This window comes from Pseudomonas sp. BF-R-19 (assembly GCF_019956445.1).
GTDB classification, from domain to species: Bacteria; Pseudomonadota; Gammaproteobacteria; order Pseudomonadales; family Pseudomonadaceae; genus Aquipseudomonas; species Aquipseudomonas fluorescens_BH.
Genome location: NZ_JAHBDN010000030.1, coordinates 34,671 through 60,038 on the forward strand (window position 1 = coordinate 34,671; position 25,368 = coordinate 60,038).

At 59.9% G+C, this 25,368-nt stretch carries 19 protein-coding genes; 12 read left to right on the plus strand and 7 right to left on the minus strand.

From position 1 onward, the window contains the following. The first annotated feature begins 13 nt into the window (after positions 1 to 13). The gene (locus KGB28_RS02585) at positions 14 to 1,081 is read left to right on the plus strand and encodes a Fic family protein (RefSeq protein ID WP_223442161.1); all 1,068 of its coding nucleotides are present in this window, start codon (positions 14 to 16) and stop codon (positions 1,079 to 1,081) included. A 65-nt stretch (positions 1,082 to 1,146) separates the two neighbouring features. Here KGB28_RS02585 and KGB28_RS02590 read toward each other — a convergent pair whose 3' ends face one another. Continuing rightward, positions 1,147 to 3,075 (minus strand): transglycosylase SLT domain-containing protein, encoded by a 1,929-nt coding sequence (locus KGB28_RS02590; RefSeq protein ID WP_223441994.1) that lies wholly within the window; start codon positions 3,073 to 3,075, stop codon positions 1,147 to 1,149. Positions 3,076 to 3,289: 214 nt separating this feature from the next. On the opposite strand from KGB28_RS02590, the gene KGB28_RS02595 reads away from it, so the two are divergent. Next, positions 3,290 to 5,209, plus strand: a complete 1,920-nt coding sequence (locus KGB28_RS02595) for an ATP-binding cassette domain-containing protein (RefSeq protein ID WP_223441996.1) — start codon at positions 3,290 to 3,292, stop codon at positions 5,207 to 5,209. Positions 5,210 to 5,398: 189 nt separating this feature from the next. Here the strand turns inward: KGB28_RS02595 and KGB28_RS02600 are convergent, their stop codons facing one another. Beyond that, positions 5,399 to 5,839, minus strand: coding sequence for a universal stress protein (locus KGB28_RS02600; protein ID WP_150724698.1), 441 nt, complete (start codon positions 5,837 to 5,839; stop codon positions 5,399 to 5,401). A 104-nt stretch (positions 5,840 to 5,943) separates the two neighbouring features. Here KGB28_RS02600 and KGB28_RS02605 point away from each other — a divergent pair, with 104 nt between their 5' ends. The 7 genes from KGB28_RS02605 to KGB28_RS02635 all read left to right on the plus strand — a co-directional run bounded on the left by KGB28_RS02605 (position 5,944) and on the right by KGB28_RS02635 (position 14,321). Further along, a complete protein-coding gene (locus KGB28_RS02605) occupies positions 5,944 to 6,381 on the plus strand; it encodes a hypothetical protein (RefSeq protein WP_223441998.1) in 438 nt (145 codons plus the stop codon). Between the two features lie 513 nt (positions 6,382 to 6,894). Further along, positions 6,895 to 9,042, plus strand: coding sequence for a fatty acid oxidation complex subunit alpha FadB (gene fadB / locus KGB28_RS02610; RefSeq protein ID WP_223442000.1), 2,148 nt, complete (start codon positions 6,895 to 6,897; stop codon positions 9,040 to 9,042). Between the two features lie 29 nt (positions 9,043 to 9,071). Next, on the plus strand, positions 9,072 to 10,247 hold the full coding sequence (gene fadA / locus KGB28_RS02615; protein ID WP_053160736.1) for an acetyl-CoA C-acyltransferase FadA: 1,176 nt from the start codon (positions 9,072 to 9,074) through the stop codon (positions 10,245 to 10,247). A 99-nt stretch (positions 10,248 to 10,346) separates the two neighbouring features. Continuing rightward, the gene (locus KGB28_RS02620; protein WP_008050054.1) at positions 10,347 to 10,583 is read left to right on the plus strand and encodes a DUF1653 domain-containing protein; all 237 of its coding nucleotides are present in this window, start codon (positions 10,347 to 10,349) and stop codon (positions 10,581 to 10,583) included. A 114-nt stretch (positions 10,584 to 10,697) separates the two neighbouring features. Continuing rightward, positions 10,698 to 13,325, plus strand: a complete 2,628-nt coding sequence (topA, locus tag KGB28_RS02625) for a type I DNA topoisomerase (protein WP_223442003.1) — start codon at positions 10,698 to 10,700, stop codon at positions 13,323 to 13,325. Between the two features lie 143 nt (positions 13,326 to 13,468). Further along, the gene (locus KGB28_RS02630; protein WP_150724703.1) at positions 13,469 to 13,993 is read left to right on the plus strand and encodes a DUF6586 family protein; all 525 of its coding nucleotides are present in this window, start codon (positions 13,469 to 13,471) and stop codon (positions 13,991 to 13,993) included. Between the two features lie 94 nt (positions 13,994 to 14,087). After that, complete coding sequence (locus KGB28_RS02635) at positions 14,088 to 14,321, plus strand: hypothetical protein (RefSeq protein ID WP_223442005.1); 234 nt, start codon at positions 14,088 to 14,090, stop codon at positions 14,319 to 14,321. Between the two features lie 93 nt (positions 14,322 to 14,414). Here the strand turns inward: KGB28_RS02635 and sulA are convergent, their stop codons facing one another. Both sulA and lexA read right to left on the minus strand, forming a co-directional pair. Further along, positions 14,415 to 14,891 (minus strand): SOS-induced cell division inhibitor SulA, encoded by a 477-nt coding sequence (gene sulA / locus KGB28_RS02640; RefSeq protein ID WP_223442009.1) that lies wholly within the window; start codon positions 14,889 to 14,891, stop codon positions 14,415 to 14,417. A gap of 10 nt (positions 14,892 to 14,901) precedes the next feature. Beyond that, positions 14,902 to 15,510, minus strand: coding sequence for a transcriptional repressor LexA (lexA, locus tag KGB28_RS02645; RefSeq protein ID WP_007995278.1), 609 nt, complete (start codon positions 15,508 to 15,510; stop codon positions 14,902 to 14,904). 229 nt (positions 15,511 to 15,739) lie between these two features. Between lexA and KGB28_RS02650 the strand changes: the two genes are divergently transcribed. The 3 genes from KGB28_RS02650 to KGB28_RS02660 all read left to right on the plus strand — a co-directional run bounded on the left by KGB28_RS02650 (position 15,740) and on the right by KGB28_RS02660 (position 18,366). After that, positions 15,740 to 16,447 (plus strand): TetR/AcrR family transcriptional regulator, encoded by a 708-nt coding sequence (locus KGB28_RS02650; RefSeq protein ID WP_223442011.1) that lies wholly within the window; start codon positions 15,740 to 15,742, stop codon positions 16,445 to 16,447. 158 nt (positions 16,448 to 16,605) lie between these two features. Next, positions 16,606 to 17,616 carry a beta-N-acetylhexosaminidase gene (gene nagZ / locus KGB28_RS02655; RefSeq protein WP_223442014.1) on the plus strand — a complete coding sequence of 337 codons (1,011 nt, stop codon included), beginning with the start codon at positions 16,606 to 16,608 and terminating at the stop codon, positions 17,614 to 17,616. Between the two features lie 12 nt (positions 17,617 to 17,628). Continuing rightward, complete coding sequence (locus tag KGB28_RS02660) at positions 17,629 to 18,366, plus strand: S-methyl-5'-thioinosine phosphorylase (protein ID WP_223442017.1); 738 nt, start codon at positions 17,629 to 17,631, stop codon at positions 18,364 to 18,366. 140 nt (positions 18,367 to 18,506) lie between these two features. Here the strand turns inward: KGB28_RS02660 and KGB28_RS02665 are convergent, their stop codons facing one another. Genes KGB28_RS02665 through mfd form a run of 3 tightly spaced genes read right to left on the minus strand, consistent with a single transcriptional unit; the run spans position 18,507 to position 25,250 of the window. Next, complete coding sequence (locus KGB28_RS02665; RefSeq protein ID WP_223442021.1) at positions 18,507 to 21,200, minus strand: DEAD/DEAH box helicase; 2,694 nt, start codon at positions 21,198 to 21,200, stop codon at positions 18,507 to 18,509. A gap of 11 nt (positions 21,201 to 21,211) precedes the next feature. Next, positions 21,212 to 21,790 carry a CsiV family protein gene (locus KGB28_RS02670; protein ID WP_223442024.1) on the minus strand — a complete coding sequence of 193 codons (579 nt, stop codon included), beginning with the start codon at positions 21,788 to 21,790 and terminating at the stop codon, positions 21,212 to 21,214. A 10-nt stretch (positions 21,791 to 21,800) separates the two neighbouring features. Then, entirely contained in the window at positions 21,801 to 25,250 is a 3,450-nt protein-coding gene (mfd, locus tag KGB28_RS02675) for a transcription-repair coupling factor (protein WP_223442026.1), read from the minus strand. Between the last annotated feature and the right edge of the window lie 118 nt (positions 25,251 to 25,368).

Sequence of the window (25,368 nt, forward strand, 5' to 3'; positions counted from 1 at the left end):
CCAGGATGAGGAAATGAACCGATATCAACCGCCGTTGACGTTGACCACAAAAATACTCGCGTTGATCGCAGAGATCAGTGAGCAGATTGGTCAGCTTTCGGCTGTGGATGATTCTCGTCAGACACCTCAATTACGGCGTGGCAATCGAATCCGAACGATTCAGGCTTCATTGGCAATCGAAAATAATACGCTCAGCATTGAACAAGTGACCGCCGTTCTATCGGGGCAGCGCGTCCTGGGTTTACCTCGGGAAATCCAGGAAGTGCGTAATGCCTTTGCTGCCTACGAATCGATGCCGGGCTGGCAGCCGGGCAGTCGACCCGACTTGCTTCGAGCGCATGAGCTGTTAATGCATGGGCTGATCGACGATTTCGGACGGTTCCGGCGCGACGGCGTGGGAATTTATCGTGGCGAACGATTGGTTCATATGGCTCCGCCTCCAAGTCGCGTTGCGCATTTGATTGATGATTTGCTGGCATGGGTGGACACCTCGGATTGGCATCCGTTGATTATCAGTTGTGTATTCCATTACGAGTTCGAGTTCATTCACCCGTTCGCAGATGGCAACGGCCGCATGGGACGTCTTTGGCAAACGCTGATACTTAGCCAGTGGCGTCCGATATTGGCTTATCTGCCCGTCGAAGCTGTTATCCGGGATCAACAGGATGCCTACTATGCGGCATTGTCCGAGGCGGACCAGACGGCCGAGTCGACGCCTTTTGTCGAGTTTATGCTTCAGGCCTTGAGCGTGGCGCTCAAGGAAGCGTCACGGAGCGCGTCAGTAACCGACCAAGTAACCGATCAAGTAACCGACCAAGTAGCGAGGCTACTTTTGGTGCTTGAAGGGACTGAGCCGCGCAAGGTAAGTGAGTTGATGGCAGAAGTGGGATTGGCTCACAAGGCGACTTTCCGGGCTAACTATCTGAAACCGGCATTGGGTAAAGGATTGATTGAAATGACTCATCCCGACTCACCCAATAGCCCGGCCCAACGATATCGATTGACCGAATATGGCAAGCAATCTGCAAAAAAACCGAGCAGTGTCGGCGTTCCCGAAACCTATAGGCGGCCCCTGATTTGACTCGTCAATAAAAATGCCCGCATCAATCGATGCGGGCATTTTTGTCGGCGAGTTAAATCACTTCATTATTGATCATCAAAATACCGCTCATGCCAATCCACGATCGGCTGCGGTGAGTTGAGCTTCTCGCCATAGATCACCGAATACGACAGCACGTTTTGCACGTACTGGCGGGTTTCGTCGAACGGAATGCTTTCCACCCATACGTCGAAACTCAAGTGATCCGCACCGCGCAGCCATTGGCGCACTCGGCCGGGGCCGGCGTTGTAGGCGGCGGAGGCGAGGACGCGGTTGCCGTTGAACTGGCTGTGCACCTGGCTCAGGTACGCAGCGCCAAGCTGGATGTTCTTGTCCGGGTTGAACAGTTGCTGTGGCGAGCTATAGGGAATGCTGAACTTGCGTGCGGTTTCCTTGGCGGTGGCGGGCATCAGTTGCATCAGGCCCGAGGCGCCGACCCCGGAGCGGGCATCTTCCATGAAGGCGCTTTCCTGGCGAGTGATGGCGAACGCCCAGCTCGGATGCAGGCCGCGATTCTTCGCTTCACGCACCAGCGTGTTGCGGTAGGCCATCGGGAAACGGATATCCAGATCGTCCCAATACTGCGCCTGGCTGATGGTGCGAATGGCCGGGAAATACCATTTCAAGTCGTAAGCCAGTTTGGCCTGGGCAACCATCTCGTCACGGCTGAAGTGGCGGCTGACGTGGTACCACTCGCGGCGACCGTCGACGATTTGTCCGCGAGCGTGGAACTCCAGGGCGCGACGTATGCCGGGGGTGTTGCGCACTTTGTTGATCAGCGCCTGGCTCATCACCAGCGGCTTGTTGTTCAGTGAATACGGAGACTGTGAGCGGTCGGCGGCGAGGAAACCATAGAAGTCGCGTTCGCGGGCCAGGTTTTTATAGAGTGTCAGCGCTTCCGGATTCTGCGGTTGCGCCAGCTCCAGGCTGCGGGCCTGCCAGTAACGCCAGCGGTTGGTGTTGGCCAGGTCTTGGGGCAGGCGGCGGGTCAACTGGTAGGCATCGTCCCAGCGCGCCAGGCGCAGGAGCAGGCGCAAGCGCCATTCGGAAACCGTGTTGTCGCGCAGTTCCGGATCGTATTTGGTCATGACGTCCAGGGCTCGGCCGTCGAAACGTTTAGCAAGCGTCAGCCCGATTTCCCGGGCGATTGCGACTTTTTCATCCCGGGAGAAATGCATGCTGCTGGCGTAACCGTCGAGCAGGTTCATGGCCTTGTCCGGGTCCTGGCGGGCCAGGCGGCGCAGGCCGAGGCTGACCACGTCGGACATGGCTTCATCGGCCGGAGTGAAGCGTGACGGCTGGTTGAGCAGTTCCGGTTTCTGCGCCACGTCGATCAGCAAGCGACCGCGCGGGGCGAGAGTGGTCAGGCCGTTGACCAGGCTGTTGGCCAGCGGGTAGTTGCGCGCCTGGGCGGCGAGCTTCGTGCGTTCCCAGCGTTTTTGCTCGGTCAACTGACCATCGGCAGCCCACATGCCGAACAGGGAATCGCAGGCGTCGGGCTGGGATTTCCCGGTCAACCAGAGCTTTTCAGCGTTGGCATAACCTTCGGCTTTGAGGTTGTGGCTGATCTGGTATTGCGCATTCAGGCAGTCCAGTTCGGTGAAGTTCATTTTCGGGTCGTAATACTTGACGAAGGTCGCCCAGTCGCCCCGGTCCGCCAGCCAGCGCAACCAGCGCAGCTTCATCCAGTTGGCCTGGGGCAGGTCGCCGTGTTCGGCGAGGAATTTCTCGATTTCGGCGTTGCTCGCGGTTTTCAGGCGCGCGGTCAGCTCGTCGTACGCCAGGTACGGTTCCAGCGGATAATCGGCGAGGGCCTGGCTGTACCGAAAGTACGGCCCGGTATCACCCTTGGCCAAGGCGCGCTTGGCTTCATCGTAATACCGGCGTTGGGTGGACAGGTCCACCGCCTGGGCGGATTGAATCGCAGTGGCTGTAAGTAAAAGGCAGGACAATAGATTGAAAAGGCGACTGCGCATGAGACGTCCGGGCAGAGAAAATCATGACAAGCGCGGGTCAGGCCCGCGCTGAATTGTCTGTAGCTTAGCCTTTTGCCAGCAGCCGGTGAAAGCTTTGCGGGTCTTCCCGCGTCAGTTCGCAACATTTGTCATGCAGAGTGCTACGAGAGTGAAATTGCCGGCCTTCTGAAGCCTCAAGTCAGGTAGAATGCGCGCCCGGTTTTTGGAGAAGCTCATGACCCTGCTCAAATTCAGCGATGTGTCCCTTGCTTTCGGCGCTATGCCGTTGTTGGACAAGGTGTCCTGGCAGATCGCCCGTGGTGAGCGGGTGTGCATCATCGGCCGCAATGGCACTGGCAAGTCAAGCATGATGAAGCTCGTCAAGGGCGACCAGAAGCCCGATGACGGCTCCGTTTGGCGCGCACCAGGACTCAAGATCGGCGAATTGCCGCAAGAATTGCCGGTGGCCGACGAGCGGACAGTATTCGACGTGGTGGCCGAAGGCCTGGACGGTGTTGGCGCCTTGCTCGCCGAATATCACCACCTGAGCCAGAACATCGTCACTGACGCCGATCTGGACAAACTGATGCACGTCCAGCACGACCTCGAAGCCCGCGATGGCTGGCGCTTGCAGACCCTCGTTGACAGCACCCTGAGCCGCCTGCAACTGCCGGCCGACAAGACCCTCGCCGAATTGTCCGGCGGCTGGCGTCGCCGCGTCCTGCTGGCCCAGGCCCTGGTGTCCGAACCGGATCTGCTGCTGCTCGACGAACCGACCAACCACCTGGACATCGGTGCCATCGCCTGGCTCGAAGAGGCGCTGAAGGATTTCCAGGGCGCCGTGCTGTTCATCACGCACGACCGTTCTTTCCTGCAGAACCTGGCAACCCGCATCCTCGAACTGGATCGCGGCGGCCTGATCGACTGGAACGGCGACTACGCCAGTTTCCTCGTGCACAAGGAAGCCGAACTCGCCGCTGAAGCCACGGCCAACGCGCTGTTCGACAAGCGCCTGGCCCAGGAAGAAGTGTGGATTCGCCAGGGCATCAAGGCCCGTCGTACCCGTAACGAAGGCCGCGTACGTGCGCTCAAAGCCTTGCGCGTCGAGCGTAGCGAGCGTCGTGAGCGTACCGGCAAGGCCAACATTCAGCTGGATACCGCCGACAAGTCCGGCAAGCAGGTGATGGTGCTCGATAACGTGAGCTTCGCTCACCCGGGCGGGCCGTTCCTGATCAAGGACTTCTCCATGGTATTGCAGCGCGGCGACCGCATCGGTCTGCTGGGCGCCAACGGTACCGGCAAAACGACGTTGCTGAAGCTGATGCTCAGCGGCCTGCAACCGACCAGCGGCAAGGTGGAAGAGGGCACCAGGATCGACGTCGCCTACTTCGACCAGTTGCGCCATCAGCTGGACCTGGAAAAGACCGTGATCGACAACGTCGCCGAAGGTCGAGACTTCATCGATATCGACGGCCAGAGCCGCCACGTGCTGAGCTACCTCGGCGACTTCCTGTTCAGCCCGCAGCGTGCCCGCACGCCGGTCAAGGCGCTGTCCGGTGGTGAGCGTGCCCGACTGTTGCTGGCCAAGCTGTTCAGCAAGCCGGCGAACCTGCTGGTACTCGACGAACCGACCAACGACCTCGACGTCGAAACCCTCGAACTGCTCGAAGAGGTCTTGCTGACCTTCAACGGCACCGTACTGATGGTCAGCCACGACCGGGCATTCCTCGACAACGTGGTTACCAGCACCCTGGTCTTCGAAGGTGAAGGCAAGGTTCGCGAGTACGTCGGTGGCTACCAGGACTGGCTGCGCCAGGGCGGCTCGCCGCGCCTGCTGGGTGTGACCGAGAGCAAGTCCGGCAAGGCCGACCTGAACTCCGCCGTAGTGAAGGCCGAGCCTGCGCCGGTTGCGGCGGTCGTCGAAGCGCCAGTGGCGAAGAAAAAGCTCAGCTACAAACTGCAGCGCGAGCTGGAAGCGTTGCCGGGGCAGATCGAAGCCATGGAGCAGCAGATTGCCGTCGTTGAGGCGCAGATGGCCGATGCGGGCTTCTATCAGCGTCCAGCTGCGGAAACCGCTGCGGTGATTGCTCAACTGGAGCAGTTGCAGGCTGAACTCGACATCATGGTCGAGCGTTGGGCCGAGCTGGATGCCTGATTGACGCTGCAATAAAAAAACCCGGCGTTCAGTGATGAACGCCGGGTTTTTCGTATGAAGATTTGAAGGTTGTTAATCTTCAATGTGGGAGCGAGCTTGCTCGCGATGGCGGCCTGTCAGTCAACATTGATATCGACTGACAGTGCCCCATCGCGAGCAAGCTCGCTCCCACAGGGGGTACCTACAACTTCAGGATTTGTTTTGCAGGCGCACCGCCAGCACATCGCAAGGCGCGCCATGCAACACGTCATTGGCGGTGGAGCCCAGCAGTAGTGCCAGGCCGTGCCGGCCATGGCTGCCGACCACGATCAGATCGCATTGCTGTTCCTTGGCGAAGTGATGGATTTCCTGGCGTGGCTGGCCGTAGGTGAGGTGGCAATTGGAGCTCTCAAGCTCTGAGTATTTGTGCTTCAGGCGGTCAAGGCGCTCCTTGGCCTGATCGAACTGCTGCTGTTGCAGTTGTGACAGGTCCATCGGCACGTCGCCGCCGAAGGCCATCGCCATCGGCTCGACAATGTGCACCAGCGACAATTTCGCGCCATTGCTCACCGACAGTTCGCGAGCGCGGTGGATGACAGGGTCGCACTCTTCGGTCAGATCTACAGCGACCAGAATATGGTTGTAGGGCATGAGGTGCTCCTCCTGAGGGATGCAATATGGGTAAGTATGGCTGGTTTCAAGCGCATTGGTTCCAAAGTGACACAATGGGCTCATTCAAATTCGGGAGTACAGATATGACGGTCTGGATAGTGGTGTCAATCCTGTTGGTGGTGCTGAGCCCGCTGGCATGGTTGCGGCCGTCGCGAGTTCAGAGCGGGCGCATCGCCTTGCGGATGGAGGCCAGGCGCATCGGGCTGGCCATGCAATTGGCACCTCAGGAGTGGCCACACTGGCTCAGCCAGGAGCCGCCCAGCCCCTGCGCCCAGTACCATCGTCCGCGGCGTGGCAGTCAGCCGGCGTGCTGGAGTTACTGGCAAAAATCACCGGGTGTCTGGGTCAATCAATGGCAGGAAATCTGTGAAGATCGGCCGCTGCTCGATCATTTCGAAAAATTGCCAGGCAATGTCTTCAAGGTCGAGGCCGACAAGCAAATAATCGCCTTGTATTGGGGCGAGAAGGGCGAGGCCGAGGTGTTGCAACAGATCGATGCCACGCTCAAGGCATTAGCCTGACACCGCAAGCAGTAAAAATCTTCAGGCAATAAAAAGCCCGACAAAATCATCGGGCGGGGTTGGCCAGGCAGGCCGGTAAAACGGTGTGGGCTGATCTTACGCTGGGCATTCGCCAAAGCGTTCAACTTTTTCCCCTGGTTTCGCCAGCGTAGCTTGTTAAACACGGGCTGCAGCGAATTAGGGCGACTTTTCTAACAATTGATTCTATGAATGACCTTGCATGCTTCGGCGTGTTTAAGGTCTTCGCAGTACGGAAATGACCGGAAAGTCGCGTTTCAACCCGTTTTTCAGGCGATTGACAATTGTCGGAAATTCCGTGAAGGTGACGTACCCAAATCAAACGGGCGTATGAATTGAGCGTTTGTATTTCAGATCGCTCCTACAGAATCCCGACTATCGCGTTGGCGGGTGTGCCGGGGGAATGGGCGTAGCATTGACGATCAACGTCCCTGCCAAGCCATTCGCCTGCGTCCGACGTGTACTGTTCAGCTTCCATATCGTGGAGATCAGTTGATGATTTACGAAGGTAAAGCCATCACGGTTAAGGCTCTTGAAAGTGGCATCGTCGAACTGAAGTTCGACCTCAAGGGTGAGTCCGTCAACAAGTTCAACCGTCTAACCCTGAACGAACTGCGTCAGGCCGTAGACACCATCAAGGCAGATGCTTCGATCAAGGGCGTGATCGTCAGCAGTGGCAAGGACGTGTTCATCGTCGGCGCCGACATCACCGAATTTGTCGACAACTTCAAGCTGCCGGATGCAGAACTTGTTGCTGGCAACCTCGAAGCCAACAAGATTTTCAGCGATTTCGAAGACCTCAACGTCCCGACCGTAGCCGCGATCAACGGCATCGCGTTGGGTGGCGGTCTGGAAATGTGCCTGGCGGCGGACTACCGCGTCATGTCCACCAAGGCCAAGATCGGTCTGCCGGAAGTCAAGCTGGGCATCTACCCGGGCTTCGGCGGTACCGTGCGCCTGCCGCGCCTGATCGGTGCCGACAATGCCATCGAGTGGATTGCCGCTGGCAAGGAAAACCGTCCTGAAGACGCGCTGAAAGTCGGCGCCGTCGACGCAGTGGTTGCTCCAGAGCAGCTGCAGGATGCTGCGCTGGAACTGGTCAAGCGCGCCATCTCCGGCGAGTTCGACTACAAGGCCAAGCGCCAGCCGAAGCTGGAAAAGCTCAAGCTGAACGCCATCGAACAAATGATGGCTTTCGAAACCGCCAAGGGTTTCGTGGCCGGCCAGGCTGGCCCGAACTACCCGGCGCCGGTTGAGGCGATCAAGACCATCCAGAAAGCCGCGAACTTCGGTCGCGACAAGGCGCTGGAAATCGAAGCTGCCGGTTTCGTCAAGCTGGCCAAGACCTCTGCCGCGCAGAGCTTGATCGGCTTGTTCCTGAACGATCAGGAACTGAAGAAGAAGGCCAAGGCCTACGACGAAATCGCCAAGGACGTGAAGCAGGCCGCCGTACTGGGCGCCGGCATCATGGGTGGCGGTATCGCCTACCAGTCGGCTTCCAAAGGCACGCCGATCCTGATGAAGGACATCAACGAGCACGGTATCGAGCAGGGTCTGGCCGAAGCCGCCAAACTGCTGGTTGGCCGCGTTGATAAAGGTCGCATGAGCGCCGCGAAAATGGCTGAAGTGCTCAACGGCATCCGTCCAACCCTGTCCTACGGTGATTTCGGTCACGTGGACCTGGTGGTCGAAGCGGTCGTCGAGAACCCGAAGGTCAAGCAAGCCGTACTGGCTGAAGTTGAAGACCAGGTCAAAGAGGACACCATCCTCGCGTCCAACACCTCGACCATTTCCATCACCTTGCTGGCCAAGGCCCTCAAGCGTCCGGAAAACTTCGTCGGCATGCACTTCTTCAACCCGGTGCACATGATGCCGCTGGTGGAAGTGATCCGTGGCGAGAAGTCCAGCGAGCTGGCTGTTGCCACCACCGTTGCCTACGCCAAGAAAATGGGCAAGAACCCGATCGTGGTCAATGACTGCCCGGGCTTCCTGGTCAACCGCGTCCTGTTCCCGTACTTCGGCGGTTTCGCCAAGCTGGTCAGCGCCGGTGTGGACTTCGTCCGTATCGACAAGATCATGGAAAAATTCGGCTGGCCGATGGGCCCGGCCTACCTGATGGACGTGGTCGGCATCGACACCGGTCACCACGGTCGTGACGTGATGGCTGAAGGCTTCCCGGATCGCATGAAGGACGACCGTCGCTCGGCCGTCGACGTGCTCTACGAAGCCAAGCGCCTGGGCCAGAAGAACGGCAAGGGCTTCTACGCCTACGAGACCGACAAGAAGGGCAAGCAGAAGAAAGTCGCCGATCCGTCGGTGCTGGAAGTGCTCAAGCCGATCGTTTACGAGCAGCGCGAAGTCACCGACGAAGACATCATCAACTGGATGATGATCCCGCTGTGCCTGGAAACCGTGCGTTGCCTGGAAGACGGCATCGTCGAAACCGCTGCCGAAGCCGACATGGGTCTGGTCTACGGTATTGGTTTCCCTCCATTCCGTGGCGGTGCGCTGCGTTACATCGACTCGCTCGGTGTGGCAGAGTTCGTCGCCCTGGCTGACCAGTACGCTGATTTGGGCGCGCTGTACCACCCGACCGCGAAGCTGCGCGAAATGGCCAAGAACGGCCAGAGCTTCTTCGGTTAAGCGCCCCCAACTAGAGTGAGAGTGAACTTATGAGCTTGAATCCTAGAGACGTCGTGATTGTCGACTTCGGTCGTACTCCGATGGGCCGCTCCAAGGGCGGCATGCACCGCAACACCCGCGCCGAAGACATGTCGGCGCACCTGATCAGCAAACTGCTGGAACGCAACGTCAAGGTTGACCCGAGCGAAGTCGAAGACGTGATCTGGGGCTGTGTGAACCAGACCCTGGAGCAGGGCTGGAACATCGCGCGCATGGCGTCGCTGATGACCCAGATCCCGCACACCTCGGCCGGCCAGACTGTCAGCCGCCTGTGTGGCTCGTCCATGAGCGCTCTGCATACTGCTGCGCAAGCGATCATGACCGGAAACGGTGACGTTTTCGTGGTTGGTGGCGTCGAGCATATGGGCCACGTGAGCATGATGCACGGTGTCGATCCGAACCCGCACATGTCGCTGTACGCGGCGAAAGCCTCGGGCATGATGGGCCTGACCGCGGAAATGCTGGGCAAGATGCACGGCATCACTCGCGAGCAACAGGACGCTTTCGGCGTGCGCTCCCACCAACTCGCCCACAAGGCGACTGTGGAAGGCAAGTTCAAAGACGAAATCATCCCGATGCAGGGCTACGACGAGAACGGTTTCCTGAAAACCTTCGACTACGACGAAACCATTCGTCCGGAAACCACCCTGGAAAGCCTGGCGGCTCTGAAGCCGGCGTTCAATCCGAAGGGCGGCACCGTGACAGCGGGCACCTCGTCGCAGATCACCGATGGTGCCTCGTGCATGATCGTGATGTCAGCGCAGCGCGCACAGGACCTGGGCATCCAGCCTCTGGCGGTGATTCGCTCGATGGCAGTGGCAGGTGTGGATCCGGCAATCATGGGCTATGGTCCAGTACCGGCCACACAAAAAGCATTGAAGCGCGCGGGTCTGGGTATCTCCGACATCGACTTCTTCGAGCTCAACGAAGCTTTCGCCGCACAGGCCCTGCCGGTGCTGAAAGATCTGAAAGTGCTCGACAAGATGAACGAGAAGGTTAACCTGCACGGCGGCGCGATCGCCCTGGGCCACCCGTTCGGTTGCTCCGGTGCGCGTATCTCCGGCACTTTGCTCAATGTGATGAAGCAGAATGGCGGTACCTTCGGGGTAGCCACCATGTGCATTGGTCTCGGCCAAGGCATCTCCACCGTCTTCGAACGCGTTTAAGCGTTTCGTTGATGGAAGCCGGGGCCAAGTGCCCCGGTTTTTGTTTTTCCGGATTTATTTTTGTTTTTATTTTGAAAAAATTTCAGTGAGGGCCAAAGCATGCCGATACAACCTGGGCTCTACCAACATTACAAAGGTCCGCAGTACCGCGTATTCAGTGTTGCGCGGCATTCGGAAACCGAAGAAGAAGTGGTCTTCTATCAAGCCCTGTATGGCGATTACGGCTTTTGGGTGCGTCCCTTGAGCATGTTCCTGGAGTCTGTCGAAGTTGACGGCGAACAGGTGCCACGCTTTGCTTTGGTGCAGGCCGAAGAAAGCCTTTTCAACAAGCCATAAGCTGAGTGCGCGCAAAACCCTGCGCTTGACCTCACCTTGTTGCCACTATATATAGCGGTGCCGCGTCAGGCGCCAACCGCCTTTCACTTCTCGAATTCAGGAATTTTCTGATCCATGGGCAAATCGCTGGTCATTGTGGAATCCCCGGCTAAGGCCAAGACCATCAACAAGTATTTGGGCAACGAATACGTGGTGAAGTCGAGTATCGGCCATATCCGAGACCTGCCCACCAGCGGTTCGGCTAGCGCCAGCAAAGAGCCAGCCGCCAAGCGCGGCAAGGCTGCTGCGGGTGAAGTGCCGGCACTGTCGCCGAAAGAAAAGGCGCGCAAGCAACTGGTCGCGCGCATGGGTGTCGATCCGGATCATGGCTGGAAAGCCAAGTACGAGATCCTCCCGGGCAAGGAAAAAGTCATCGAAGAGCTGCGCCGGCTCGCCAAGGATGCTGACACCATCTATCTCGCAACCGACTTGGACCGCGAGGGGGAAGCCATTGCCTGGCACCTGCGCGAAGCCATCGGTGGAGACGACACCCGCTACAAGCGCGTGGTGTTCAACGAAATTACCAAGAAGGCGATCCAGGAAGCCTTCTCAAAACCAGGCGAGCTGGATATCGATCGTGTCAATGCCCAGCAGGCGCGTCGTTTTCTCGATCGCGTCGTGGGCTACATGGTTTCGCCACTGCTGTGGGCCAAGATCGCTCGCGGTCTGTCCGCCGGTCGCGTGCAATCGGTTGCCGTGAAACTGGTCGTTGAGCGTGAGCGCGAGATCCGTGCGTTCATCCCGGAAGAATACTGGGAAGTTCACGCCGACCTCGGTACCGCCAAAGGCGCGACCGTGCGTTTCGACGTGGCTCGCGAAAAGGGCGAAGCCTTCAAGCCGCTCAACGAAACCCAGGGCATGGCCGCGCTGGAGAAGCTCAAGGCTTCCAGCTACAGCATCGTCAAGCGCGAAGACAAGCCGACCAGCAGCAAGCCGTCGGCACCGTTCATCACCTCCACCCTGCAGCAGGCCGCGAGTAACCGCCTGGGCTTCGGTGTGAAGAAGACCATGATGATGGCCCAGCGTTTGTACGAAGCCGGCTACATCACCTACATGCGTACCGACTCCACCAACCTCTCGGTTGATGCCGTGGCGATGGCGCGTACCTATATTGAAGGCGAGTTCGGCAAGAAGTACCTGCCGGAAACCCCGAACGTCTACAGCAGCAAGGAAGGCGCACAAGAGGCTCACGAAGCGATTCGTCCGTCCGACGCCAATACCGAGCCAAGCAAGCTGTCGGGCATGGAGCGTGACGCTGAGCGCCTCTACGAGCTGATCTGGCGCCAGTTCCTCGCTTGCCAGATGCTGCCGGCGCAATACCTGTCGACCACGGTCACTGTGGGTGCCGGCGACTTCGAGCTGCGCGCCAAGGGCCGCATCCTGAAGTTCGACGGTTACACCCGCGTCATGCCGCAAATCGCCAAGCCAGGCGATGACGACGTACTGCCGGACATGGCCCAGGGCGACGCGATGAAGCTGATCAAGCTTGATCCGACCCAGCACTTCACCAAGCCGCCGGCGCGTTACTCGGAAGCCAGTCTGGTAAAAGAAATGGAAAAACGCGGCATCGGTCGTCCTTCGACCTACGCGGCGATCATTTCGACCATCCAGGACCGCGGCTACGTGGCGCTGCACAACCGTCGTTTCTACTCGGAAAAGATGGGCGACATCGTCACCGAGCGTCTGGCCGAGAGCTTCTCGAACCTGATGGACTACGGCTTCACCGCCGGCATGGAAGAGCATCTCGATGACGTGGCCCAGGGCGAACGCGACTGGAAAAACGTACTCGACGAGTTCTACGGCGACTTCAAGAAGAAACTCGAAGTAGCCGAAAGCCCGGAAAACGGCATGCGGGCCAATCAGCCGGTCATGACTGACATTCCGTGCACCACCTGCGGTCGACCGATGCAGATCCGTACCGCGTCGACCGGTGTGTTCCTCGGTTGCTCGGGCTACAGCCTGCCGCCGAAAGAGCGCTGCAAGGCCACCGTCAACCTGGTGCCGGGCGACGAAATCGCTGCGGACGACGAGGGTGAGTCGGAGTCGCTGGTGTTGCGTGGCAAGCATCGCTGCCCGATCTGCAGCACGGCGATGGATGCCTACCTGCTCGATGAAAAGCGCAAGCTGCACATCTGCGGTAATAACCCGGATTGCGATGGCTACGAAATCGAAGAGGGCACCTATCGCATCAAGGGCTATGAAGGTCCGAGCCTGGAGTGCGACAAGTGTGGCAGCGAGATGCAACTCAAGACCGGCCGTTTCGGCAAGTTCTTCGGTTGCACCAATGCCACCTGCAAGAACACCCGAAAACTGCTGAAGAGCGGTGACGCGGCGCCGCCGAAGATGGATCCGGTGAAGATGCCTGAGCTGAAATGCGAAAAGGTCAACGACACCTACATCCTGCGCGACGGTGCATCCGGTCTGTTCCTGGCGGCCAGCCAGTTCCCGAAAAACCGCGAGACCCGTGCTCCGCTGGTGATGGAAATCGTCCCGCACAAGGATGAGATCGATCCGAAGTATCACTTCCTCTGCGAAGCGCCGAAGAAAGATCCGGATGGCCTCCCGACTGTGATTCGTTACAGTCGCAAGACCAAGGAACAGTACGTGCAGACCGAGGTCGAGGGTAAGCCGACTGGCTGGAAAGCGTTCTACGACGGCGGCAAGTGGACGGTCGAAGACAAGCGCCCGGCAGCGAAGGCGTAAAGCGTCGCGGCACTGAAAAGGCCGCATGAGAACCCTCGGGTTTTCATGCGGCCTTTATTGTTTTGGGCTTGCGGTTGGATCGGCTGATCCACGACACTGTCCAACCTGCATGAAGCAATTATTTCGTTGTGGAGGCTGCCGTCATGGCCCACGAACTGTATACCCGTACCAATCAGAAGATTTATTTCGCCGGCTTGTCGCTCGAAGCGCTGGCCCGCACTGAAGAGGGGCGGGCGATGAATTCGCTGGCGCTGATCCAGGCCGGACGCGAATCCGCGCTGTTTCACCTGTACGGCGCGCTGTTGGGTCTGTGTCACGAAATCGCCGGTTTCTATCGCTTGCCCCAGGCCAATGCGCCCCGTGCAGAGTTGTTGCTGACTCGCGAGGTGCTGGAAACCATCGCCATTCCAGAAATGGCTGAGCTGGTCGAGTTGGCCAATAACCCGGAGACCTGGCTGGCCAAGCTGTTGGCCGCCCATGCTGCGCTGTTTCAGCCGCCACGCGCGCCCCACAAGCCGAAAGGGGACGTGACCCAGCCACTGATTCAGGCTGTCAATCTGGATGAAGAGGAGGCAGTGGAAGAGCTGAGTCGGGAGGAGTTGGAGAGCTGGCGCCAGAATCTGAAGGGGTTGGCGATCCGCTTTCGCGAAGGCCTGAACGAGTGCTGAAAGAAACAGTTTTGGGATGACATCTGGTCAAGATCCCAAGCGAAGCCCGCGCGATGCCTATATAATCCCCGCCTTTCGTGGAGAACAGTCCTTTATGCCAACGTCCTTTCTAGAAATTGTCGAGCTACCAGACGGCCGTATCGAGCTGCGCAGGGCCGAGGACGAGGGTTCTCTGGTTACTTTGGATTTCTCTGAGGACGCCAAGGCATTCCTGCAAGGGCAGCACGTGGAAGTCGCCAAGGCGATGTTGAGCGTGGGTGTTCAGATGGCTGGTCGCCTGGTTGAAGGCGAATTCGAAAAGGAAGAGGGGTCGCGGGTTCTTCATTGAGCCCCGTCTGTCGCTTTTCTTGATGTCGTTACTCATCGGCTTCTCTGTCCCTGGAGAAGCCTTGCGCGGTGAAGCACGCGTATTGTCTGCCGGTTAACCCAGTCGAATATTCAGGCTCTGAGCGTCCCCGGTGCGGGCGGCGCTGATCAGTTGTTGCCGCGATTGGGGGCTCAACGGGTTGATCCAGCTGACCACCGTGTGGCTGCGACCCAGGCGCAGGGCTTCGCAGGTCAATTGCTGGGCGCTCTGACTGCCCCGCGGTTGCAGCAACAGAATGCGCTCGCGGTTGAGGCCGGCATCTCGCAACCAGGCTTGAGTCAGGCTGGCGGGCGGCGCGATCAGTGTCAGCCAGCGTGCGTCCTGGTCCTGGCTCAATTCCCTGAGGATCGGTGCCAGGAGGTTCAGGCAGTTCCCGGCTGCACCACGCAGTGACAGCTCGCTGAAAACGTCAGGTTCGGCGCTCCAGGGGGACTCGACTACGTCTTTCAGGATCGGCGCCAATGGCTGTGCCATGAACGCTTCGAACAACGGCAGTTGGGTTTGCTGTGGTGATGGCTGTGGGAACTGCATGGAGCCTCCTTTAGCGGCGAATGACGCCGACACTCAAGCCTTCGATCACCAGTTCCTGGTCTTGAAGGTTCACTTCAATAGGGGCGAACTCGGGGTTCTCGGCGATCAGCCAGACTTTGCTGCCGTCACGCTTGAAGCGCTTGACGGTCACTTCATCGCCGATTCGCGCCACCACGATCTGGCCGTTACGGGCTTCGCGGGTGGTGTGGACCGCCAGCAGGTCGCCATCGAAAATGCCGATATCCTTCATGCTCATCCCGTGGACGCGCAGCAGGTAGTCGGCGCGCGGATGGAAGAAGGCGGGATTGATGTTGCAGGACTCTTCGATGTGTTGCTGCGCAAGAATCGGGGCGCCGGCTGCGACCCGGCCAATGATCGGCAGGGTGGAATCGTCGGCCTTGGCTTCGAAGCCGGGAATGCGGATGCCACGGGAGGCGCCAGGCGTCATCTCGATTGCACCCTTGCGGGCCAGTGCCTTGAGGTGTTCTTCCGCCGCATTGGGCGACTTGAAACCCAGTTCCTGAGCGATTTCCGCGCGGGTGGGTGGATACCCGTTGTCTTCCAGGCAGCGTTTGATGAAGGCCAGAATCTCTGCTTGTCGTGGCGTCAGCTTTAGCATATCGATCGCTCTGTTTTTTTATACAGTGACTGGGATTATATACAGTAAGGCGGTCTTGGCAATGCTCCATTTTTCAGTCGCCGCCAGATGGTCGAACAGTCAGTGGATTGAAGCTTCGCCGTTGTGTGGTTAAATGCCTGACCGACCATTCCCGAAACGAACTGCCAGACTTGACAATGCACAGGCTGAAACGTATGTTTCAAACAAGTGTTTGTCAGGCGGAGTAGCCATGGCCCAGTCGGAAACCGTTGAACGCATTCTTGATGCTGCCGAGCAGTTGTTCGCGGAAAAAGGTTTCGCCGAAACCTCGTTGCGCCTGATCACCAGCAAGGCGGGTGTCAACCTGGCGGCGGTGAACTATCACTTCGGTTCGAAGAAGGCGTTGATTCAAGCGGTTTTCTCGCGGTTCCTCGGGCCGTTCTGCATCAGTCTCGATAAAGAGCTGGAGCGGCGCCAGGCCAAGCCCGACATCAAGCCTACTCTCGAAGAGTTGCTGGAAATCCTTGTCGAGCAGGCACTGGTGGTGCAACCGCGCAGTGGCAACGACCTGTCTATCTTCATGCGTTTGCTGGGGCTGGCGTTCAGTCAGAGCCAGGGGCACTTGCGTCGTTATCTGGAAGACATGTACGGCAAGGTGTTCCGCCGCTACATGATGCTGGTCAACGAAGCGGCGCCACGTATTCCGCCCATCGAACTGTTCTGGCGCGTGCACTTCATGCTGGGTGCGGCGGCGTTCAGCATGTCCGGTATCAAGGCCTTGCGCGCGATTGCCGAAACCGATTTCGGCGTGAACACCTCGATCGAGCAGGTCATGCGCCTGATGGTGCCGTTCCTGGCTGCCGGCATGCGTGCCGAATCCGGTGTGACGGATGTGGCCATGGCCACGGCCCAGTTGCGTCCACGCAGCAAATCGACTCCGGTTGCCGCCAAGGTTTAACCGCACACGGGTGGGCGCGGCAGCTGACATCCGCTAAGCTAGCCGCCCATGCCGACTCTCGTTCTGAACCCGTTTCCCATTGATATCGCCGACCTGCCGGGCACTGTGCCAGGCGGTGAATCCGTGTGGGCCGGGTTAACTGTTATCAAGGAATTTTTATGACTGCTGGCTTGCAAGGCTCGTTGATGGTGGACGTCGCCGGTACCTGGCTGACGGCTGAAGATCGCCAATTGTTGCGCCAGCCCGAAGTGGGTGGCCTGATCATCTTTGCCCGTAACATCGAGCACCCACGCCAGGTGCGTGAATTGAGTGCGGCGATCAGAGCCATTCGTCCGGATCTGCTATTGGCGGTGGATCAAGAGGGCGGCCGCGTGCAGCGTCTGCGCCAGGGTTTCGTGCGCTTGCCCGCCATGCGCGCCATTGCCGACAATCCGAACGCCGAATACCTGGCCGAGCAGTGCGGCTGGATCATGGCGACCGAAGTGTTGGCCGTTGGCCTGGACCTGAGCTTCGCCCCGGTGCTCGACCTCGATTACCAGCGCAGCGCCGTTGTCGGCACTCGTTCGTTCGAAGGTGATCCCGAGCGCGCTGCCTTGCTCGCGGGTGCATTCATCCGCGGCATGAATAGCGCCGGGATGGCGGCTACCGGCAAGCATTTCCCTGGCCATGGCTGGGCTGAAGCGGATTCCCACGTCGCGATTCCCAACGACGAGCGCAGTCTCGACGAGATCCGCGCCAATGACCTGGTGCCGTTTGCCAAATTGAGCAAGCAATTGGCTGCGGTCATGCCGGCCCACGTTATTTATCCACAAGTCGATTCCCAGCCCGCCGGTTTCTCCCGCCGCTGGTTGCAGGACATCCTGCGCGGCGAGTTGCAGTTCGATGGCGTGATCTTCAGTGACGACTTGTCCATGGCAGGCGCTCATGTGGTCGGCGATGCCGCCAGCCGTATCGAAGCGGCGCTGACTGCCGGTTGCGACATGGGCCTGGTGTGCAACGACCGTGCGGCCGCTGAACTGGCCCTGAGCGCTGCCCAGCGTCTGAAGGTCAAGCCTTCCGAGCGCATTGCGCGGATGCGCGGCCAGTCGTTCGCCAACTCCGAATACCGTCAAGACCCGCGCTGGCTGGCCGCTGTCGGCGCGCTCAAAGAAGCTCAATTGATTGATTAAGGACTGTTCGTTATGACGGTTTACGCGATTATCGGCGGCACTGGCCTGACTCAACTCGAAGGCCTGAGCATTCGCCAGTCACTGGCAGTGGACACGCCTTATGGCGCACCTTCGGCCGACGTTCAGATCGGCGAGTATGCCGGCAAGGAAGTGCTGTTCCTCGCGCGTCACGGTCATCCGCATCGTTTTCCGCCGCATCAGGTCAACTACCGCGCCAACCTCTGGGCGCTGAAGCAGGCCGGTGCCGAAGCCATTCTGGCGGTCAACGCCGTGGGCGGCATCCATGCAGCAATGGGCACCGGGCATTTCTGCGTGCCGCATCAGTTGATCGACTACACCAGCGGTCGTGAGCACACCTACTTTGCCGATGACCTGGAACACGTTACCCATATCGACTTCAGCTACCCCTACAGCGAACCGTTGCGCCAGCAACTGATTGCGGCATTGACGGCGGAAGGTGTGGGCTACAGCAGTCATGGCGTGTATGCCTGCACGCAAGGACCACGCCTGGAGACAGTGGCTGAAATCGCCCGACTGGAGCGCGATGGCTGCGACATCGTCGGCATGACCGGTATGCCGGAAGCGGCCCTGGCCCGCGAGCTGGAACTGGATTACGCCTGTCTGGCGCTGGTGGTGAACCCGGCGGCGGGCAAGTCGACGGCGGTGATCACCATGGCCGAGATCGAGCAGGCGTTGCATGACGGCATGGGCAAGGTGAAATCGACATTGGCGCGGGTGCTCAAGGGCTGAGTCAGGCGCTATACCGAGTCGCTCCCTTCGCGAGCAAGCCCGCTCCCACAGTGTCCGCGTCGAACACAACTTTTGCGGACACCACTGAACCTGTGGGAGCGGGCTTGCTCGCGAAGAGGCCGGTTCAGGCGCCGAAAGTCTCAACGCTTTTCAAGGTTTTCCGGCAGCGGCGCAAACAGCGCCTCGATATCATCGCTCTGCAGCTTCCAGTCCCCGGCCTTGCGCCCATCCAATACACCGGCCGCGAGGTCGGATTTTTCCTTTTGCAGGTGCTGAATCTTTTCTTCCACCGTGCCGCGCGCAATCAACTTATAGACGAACACCGGCTTCTCCTGGCCGATGCGATATGCGCGGTCGGTCGCCTGGTTTTCCGTCGCCGGGTTCCACCACGGGTCGTAATGAATCACCGTGTCCGCCTCGGTCAGGTTCAGGCCAACGCCACCGGCCTTCAGGCTGATCAGAAAAATCTGACGCTTGCCGCTCTGGAATTCCTTCACCGGGGTGCGGCGGTCGCGGGTCTGGCCGGTCAGCAGGGCGTAGGCCACGCCGCGTTTGTTCAGTTCGTCTTCGATCAGTGACAGCATCGAGGTGAACTGCGAGAACAGCAGGATCCGCCGACCTTCCTCGAACAATTCCTCGAGCATCTCCATCAGGCTGTCGAGCTTGCCCGAGGTGCTGCCACGGCTTGGCAGGGTCGCCTCGTTGACCAGGCGCAAATCGCAGCACACCTGACGTAGCTTGAGCAGGGCTTCGAGAATGATGATCTGGCTGCGGGCCACGCCTTTGCGGGTGATCTCGTCACGGACTTTCTTGTCCATGGCCAGGCGCATGGTTTCGTACACGTCGCGCTGGGCTTCGTTGAGTTCGACCCAATGGATGATCTCGGTTTTCGGCGGCAACTCGGTGGCCACCTGTTCCTTGGTGCGGCGCAGCAGGAAAGGTTTGATCCGGCCGTTGAGGTGCTGGAGCCTGACTTCGCTGGTGCGTTTTTCAATCGGTACGCGGTAATCGCGGTTGAAGCTTTTGACGTCGCCCAGCCAGCCGGGCAAGAGGAAGTGAAACAACGACCAGAGTTCGCCGAGATGGTTTTCCAGCGGTGTGCCGCTCAGGCACAGGCGCTGTCGGGCATTGAGCTCGCGGGCAGCCTGTGCGGCCTTGCTGTTCGGGTTCTTGATGTATTGCGCTTCGTCCAGCACCAGTATGTGCAATGGCTGCGCCGCCAGGCGTTCGACATCCTTGGGCAGCAGCGCATAGGTGGTCAGGATCAGATCGTAGTCAGCCAGCTTGTCGAAATGCTTTTTGCGGCCGGCACCGTATAGCGCCAGTACCTTGAGCTGCGGCGTAAAGTGCGCCGCTTCGTCGAGCCAGTTGGGAATCAGGCTGGTCGGCATCACGACCATGCACGGCCGATCGAGGCGGCCGGCGTTTTTCTCGCTCAGAACGTGCGCCAGTGTCTGCAGAGTTTTGCCCAGGCCCATGTCGTCCGCGAGAATTCCACCCACTTCCAGCTGCCGCAGCGACTGCATCCAGCTCAAGCCTTCGAGCTGATACGGACGCAGCGTCGCATTCAGGCCGTCCGGGGCGGTGGCCGTGTGGTCCTTGATGTCACGCAGGCGCTGGGCCAAGGTGCGAATCTGTTCGCCACCCTCCCAGAGCAGTGGCATGTCTTCCAGCGGGTTCAGGCGCGTGGCATCGGCCTTGCTCAGGCGCAGCGTGGTGTCGCCGGGCTCCTGCAGATAGAACTCGCCGAGGGTGGCCAGCACCGGCTTCAAGCGGCCGAAGGGCAGGGCGACTTGCAGTGGGCCGTGCTCGGAGTTCGGGCGATTGGGGATATTGACCAGGATCAGCTCGTCGTCGCGGCGTCGGGCCAGGCGTTCCGGGTTGAGGATTTCGGTGTGGGAGCGCATCAGGTTGAGCAGGATCGGCAACAGGCTCAGGCGTTCGCCGTTGACGATGATCCCCAGTTCCAGATCGAACCAGTCACGCTCCGGGGCCTGTTCGACCGTGGCGTACCAGTCGTCTACCGCCGTCAGGTCGAAACCGAAGTCCTCGTCGATCTGCAATTCCCAGCCCTGGGTGCGCAGCTTCGGCAGTTCATTGAGGGTAAAGGTCAGCCAGGCGCTGTCATTGACCATCTCGAACAGCTCGCCGGCACTTTCCGGCAAGGCCTTGCTTTGCCGGGTGGCGACTTTGAAGCCGAGGATTCGCAATTGTTCCCGGTAGGACTGTTCCACTTCCGGGTGGCGTTTTATCCGCAGCGTCTGGGTTTCCTGGCGAATCAGGATATCGGTGTTTTTCTGTCCGCAAACGTACTCATCCAGATAACTGAAGGACAGCGCCGCCCGATGCTGGATGTAGCGCTGCATTCGGCCGTTGCGCGGTTCGAACGCGCTGAACTCGATGCTGGCCAGCCACAGGCGCGGGACGGGCTGCACATTGTCCACCAGCACTTGCGGCGGGGCTTTCGGGCTGCGGTTTTCCAGGACTGCCTGGAGCTTTTCCAGGAGTTCGGCGTCTTTGGCGGCAGCGGGGTAGTCGAGGGTTTCCTGCACTTGCAGGAGCACCGCTGCACAATGTTTGCAGTTGTTGTGGACCGGGCAGGAGCAGGTGGCGTCGACCATCAGCAGCGTGCCTTTGGCTGACTCGCGCAGGCGAATGGTCTGACGGTAAACGTTACCGCCAGAGCCTTCGCAGGCGGAAATGATCGTGGCGTCGCCGGCCTCGACGATCCTGACACGATTCTCCAGCGCGTAGCGGCGGCCACGCTCCAGGCTCTGTTCCTTGAATCGGCTGACCCAGGACGGTGCCAGGGGTTTGCTCAGGGTCGCGGACATAGAGACTTCAATCAGTCCGGAATTTCTTCGGGAGCTGCTCGGGGTGCGGGGGCGGTCAGCGAAGTGATCTTGATCAGCAGGCCGAGATGGCCGTTATCGAGAAAATTCAACTGGCCGTTCTTGGTGTGGCTTTCCTGTTTCAGGCGCTCGCTGGCGGTCACCATGCCATTGGCATCGATCTGGTTGACCCAGAAATCGGCGTCGACGTCGGTAAAGCGGCCCAGCGTCATGTTCAATGTGCCCTCGATCGGGAACTGACCATACTGTTCCTTGCCGTCGCTGATCGCCACTTTGCTGGCAGTTTCGCCGAGGGGCTGTTGCCAGGCCTTGTGCAGCAACACCGTGTAGTCGGCGCTGCTGGTGAGTTTTTCCACCTCGCCATTCAGGCTTGGCGTACGCAGGCTGTCGGGGCTGACCGGTTGGGCGCCAGCTGCCCAGTCTTCCGGTGCGGCGCGGCTGACAACCGCCGGCACGGCGTTTTGACGGACCAGAATCATTTCGACCTGATACAGGTCATCGGCATATGCCGTGGGTGCGACCAGCGCTGGCATCAACAGGGTCAGCAAGGTCAGAGAGCGAAACAGGCGCATGCGGCGTCCTTCAAGCAGTTTTCGGAACGAGGCGCTCGAACAGCGCCTCTACAGTATTAAAGCGCTCTTCCGGGCGCTCCATCGGAACCATGAACTTGAACATCGTGGCGCCTTCGAATTTGTAGCGTTTTGGCTGGCTCTGGATCAGTTTGATCAGGGTCAGCGGATCGACCGGCGTCTGTGCCGCGAACTCGACGCGACCGCCTTGCGGGCCGCCATCGACTTTCTTGATGCCCAGTTGCTCGGCCTGCAATTTCAATGCAGTGATGCGGATCAGGTTCTTGGTCGGTTCCGGCAACAGGCCGAAACGGTCGATCATCTCCACCTGCAAATCCTTGAGGCCGTCCTCGTCGGTGGCCGAGGCAATGCGCTTGTAGAGAATCAGGCGGGCGTGGACATCCGGCAGGTAGTCTTCCGGGATCAACGCCGGTACGCGCAAGTTGACTTCCGGGCCACCGCCGAGCGGTTGATCGAGGTTCGGCTGCTCGCCCTTGCGGATCGACTTCACCGCGCGCTCGAGCATTTCCATGTACAGCGTGAAGCCGACGGCCTGGATCTGCCCGCTCTGCCCGTCACCGAGCAGTTCGCCGGCGCCACGGATTTCCAGGTCGTTGGTGGCGAGCACGAAGCCCGCGCCGAGGTCCTGGGTGTTGGCAATCGCTTCCAGGCGCTTTTCCGCGTCCGGGGTGATTTGCTGGCGTGGCGGCGTCAACAGGTAGGCGTACGCCTGGTGGTGGCTGCGTCCGACCCGGCCGCGCAACTGGTGCAATTGTGCCAGGCCGAACTTGTCGGCGCGTTCGATGATGATGGTGTTGGCGCTCGGTACGTCGATGCCGGTCTCGATGATGGTCGAGGCGATCAGCACGTTGAAGCGCTTGTGGTAGAAGTCGCTCATCACCTGTTCGAGTTCGCGCTCGCGCATCTGCCCGTGACCGATGCCGATCCGTGCTTCCGGCACCAGCTCGGCCAAATCGGCGGCGCATTTCTCGATGGTCTTCACGTCGTTGTGCAGGTAGTAGACCTGGCCGCCACGCAGCAGCTCACGCAGCAGGGCCTCTTTGACCGTGCTCTTGTTCTGCTCCATGACGAAGGTGCGTACCGACAGGCGACGGGCCGGCGGCGTGGCGATGATCGACAGGTCGCGCATGCCCGACACCGCCATGTTCAGCGTGCGCGGAATCGGCGTGGCGGTCAGGGTCAGGATGTCGACTTCGCTGCGCAGGGCCTTGAGCTGTTCTTTCTGGCGCACGCCGAAACGGTGTTCCTCGTCGATGATCACCAGGCCAAGGTTTTTGATCTTCACGTCGTCCTGCAGCAGCTTGTGAGTGCCGATGACGATGTCGATCTTGCCTTCGGCCAGGTTCGCGACCGCCGCATTCACTTCCTTGGCCGACTTGAAGCGGCTCATTACTTCCACGCTCACTGGCCAGTCGGCAAAGCGGTCGCGGAAGCTGTTGTAGTGCTGCTGGGCGAGCAGGGTGGTCGGCACGAGAATCGCTACCTGGCGACCGCCATGCACGGCAATGAACGCGGCGCGCATCGCCACTTCGGTCTTACCGAAGCCGACGTCGCCGCACACCAGGCGATCCATCGGCTTGGGCGCAAGCATGTCTTCGCGCACCGCTTCGATGGTGGTTTGCTGGTCCGGGGTTTCTTCGAACGGGAAACCGGCGCTGAACGTGGCGTAGTCGGCTTTCGGATCGGCAAAGGCATAACCTTCGCGGGCGGCGCGGCGGGCATAGATGTCGAGCAACTCGGCGGCCACGTCACGCACCTGTTCGGCGGCTTTGCGCTTGGCTTTCTGCCAGGTCTCGGAACCGAGGCGGTGCAGCGGGGCCAGGGCATCGTCGCTGCCGGTGTAGCGGGCGATCAGGTGCAGGTTGGCCACCGGCACATAAAGCTTGGCGCCTTCGGCGTATTCCAGGGCGAGGAATTCGGCGGTCTGGCTGTCGATTTCCAGGGTCGCCAGGCCCAGGTAGCGACCGACGCCGTGGTCGATGTGCACCACCGGCGCACCTTCGCGCAGCTCGGTGAGGTTCTTGATCACGGCATCGTTGTTGGCATCGGCGCGCTTTTCGCGGCGACGGCGCTGCATTACGCGCTGGCCGAACAACGGGCTTTCCGCGACGAGGGCCAGGGCCGGGTCGTCGAGCAGCAAGCCTTCGTCGAGCGGGGCGATGGTGATAGCCAGGCGTTCTTTGCCGGCGACAAAGTCCGGCCAGCTGTCGACGGTTTTCGGTCGCAGCTTCAGACGTTCCAGCAGCTCCAGCAACACTTCGCGGCGGCCTGCCGATTCGGCGGTAAACAGCACACGACCGGGGAACTGGTCGAGGAAATCGGCCAGTGCCGCCATTGGCTGAGTGGCCTTGGCTTCGATGGCCAGGTTCGGCAGCTCCCGAGCGGGGAAGCGCTCGCGACCGCTACCGCTTTCCACGTCCTGTTGACTGGCCACCACACGCGGCCAGTTCTTCAGGCGCGCGAAGCAGTCTTCCACCGGCAGGAACAGCTCTGCAGGCGGTAATAAAGGACGGGACGGGTCGACGCGGCGTTCTTCATAGCGATTGCGCACATCGTTCCAGAAATTTTCCGCGGCTTGCTCGATGCCCGGCAGGGAAAACACTTGTGTGTCCTGGGGCAGGTAATCGAACAGCGTCGAGGTTTCTTCGAAGAACAGCGGCAGGTAGTACTCGATACCGGCCGGGGTAATCCCGCTGCTCAAGTCCTGGAAGATCGGGCAGCGGCGGAAATCGACATCGAAGCGCTCGCGGAACCGCGCCTTGAAACGGGTGACCGCTTCTTTCTGCAGCGGGAACTCCCTGGCCGGCAACAGCTTGACCGAGTCGACTTTGTCGATCGAACGCTGGTTCTCCGGGTCGAAGGTGCGCAGGGTTTCGATTTCGTCGTCGAACAGATCGATGCGATACGGCAGCTTGCTGCCCATCGGGAACAGATCGATCAGGGAACCGCGAACGGTGAACTCGCCGTGTTCATACACCGTATCGACGTAGCGATAACCCGTGGCTTCAAGCCGGGAGCGCATTTGCTCGACGTCGAGCTTCTGGCCGATATCCAGCACCAGGCTGCTGCCAAGCAGGAATTTGGTCGGTGCGAGGCGATGCAGGGCAGTCGTGATCGGCACCACCAGCACGCCATGGCTCAGTTCCGGCAGCCGGTACAGGCTGGCGATGCGCTGGGAAATGATGTCCTGGTGCGGTGAGAACAGGTCGTAGGGCAGGGTTTCCCAGTCGGGAAAGTGCAATACGGGCAAATCCGGGGCGAAGAAACCCAGCTCCTGTTCCAGCCGTTCGGCACTTTGGCTGTCGGCGGTCAGCAGCAGGGTAAAGCGCTTGGCAGCGCTGGCGGCCTCGGCAATGGCCAGGCTCAGGGCGGCACCGGGCAGGTTGCCCCAGTGCTGTTTACCTGCCGCGGCAGGGAGAAGCGGTAGACGCAGAACGGGCACGGAAGGTTGAGCTCCAAGCGTTGCGACAAAGTCGGCAATTGTAGCGGTCAACGATGCCGCCTGTCAGTTGCTGACTGCGTCTAAAGCGCTGGTTGGGCGAAATGTAGTGGTAAAGACA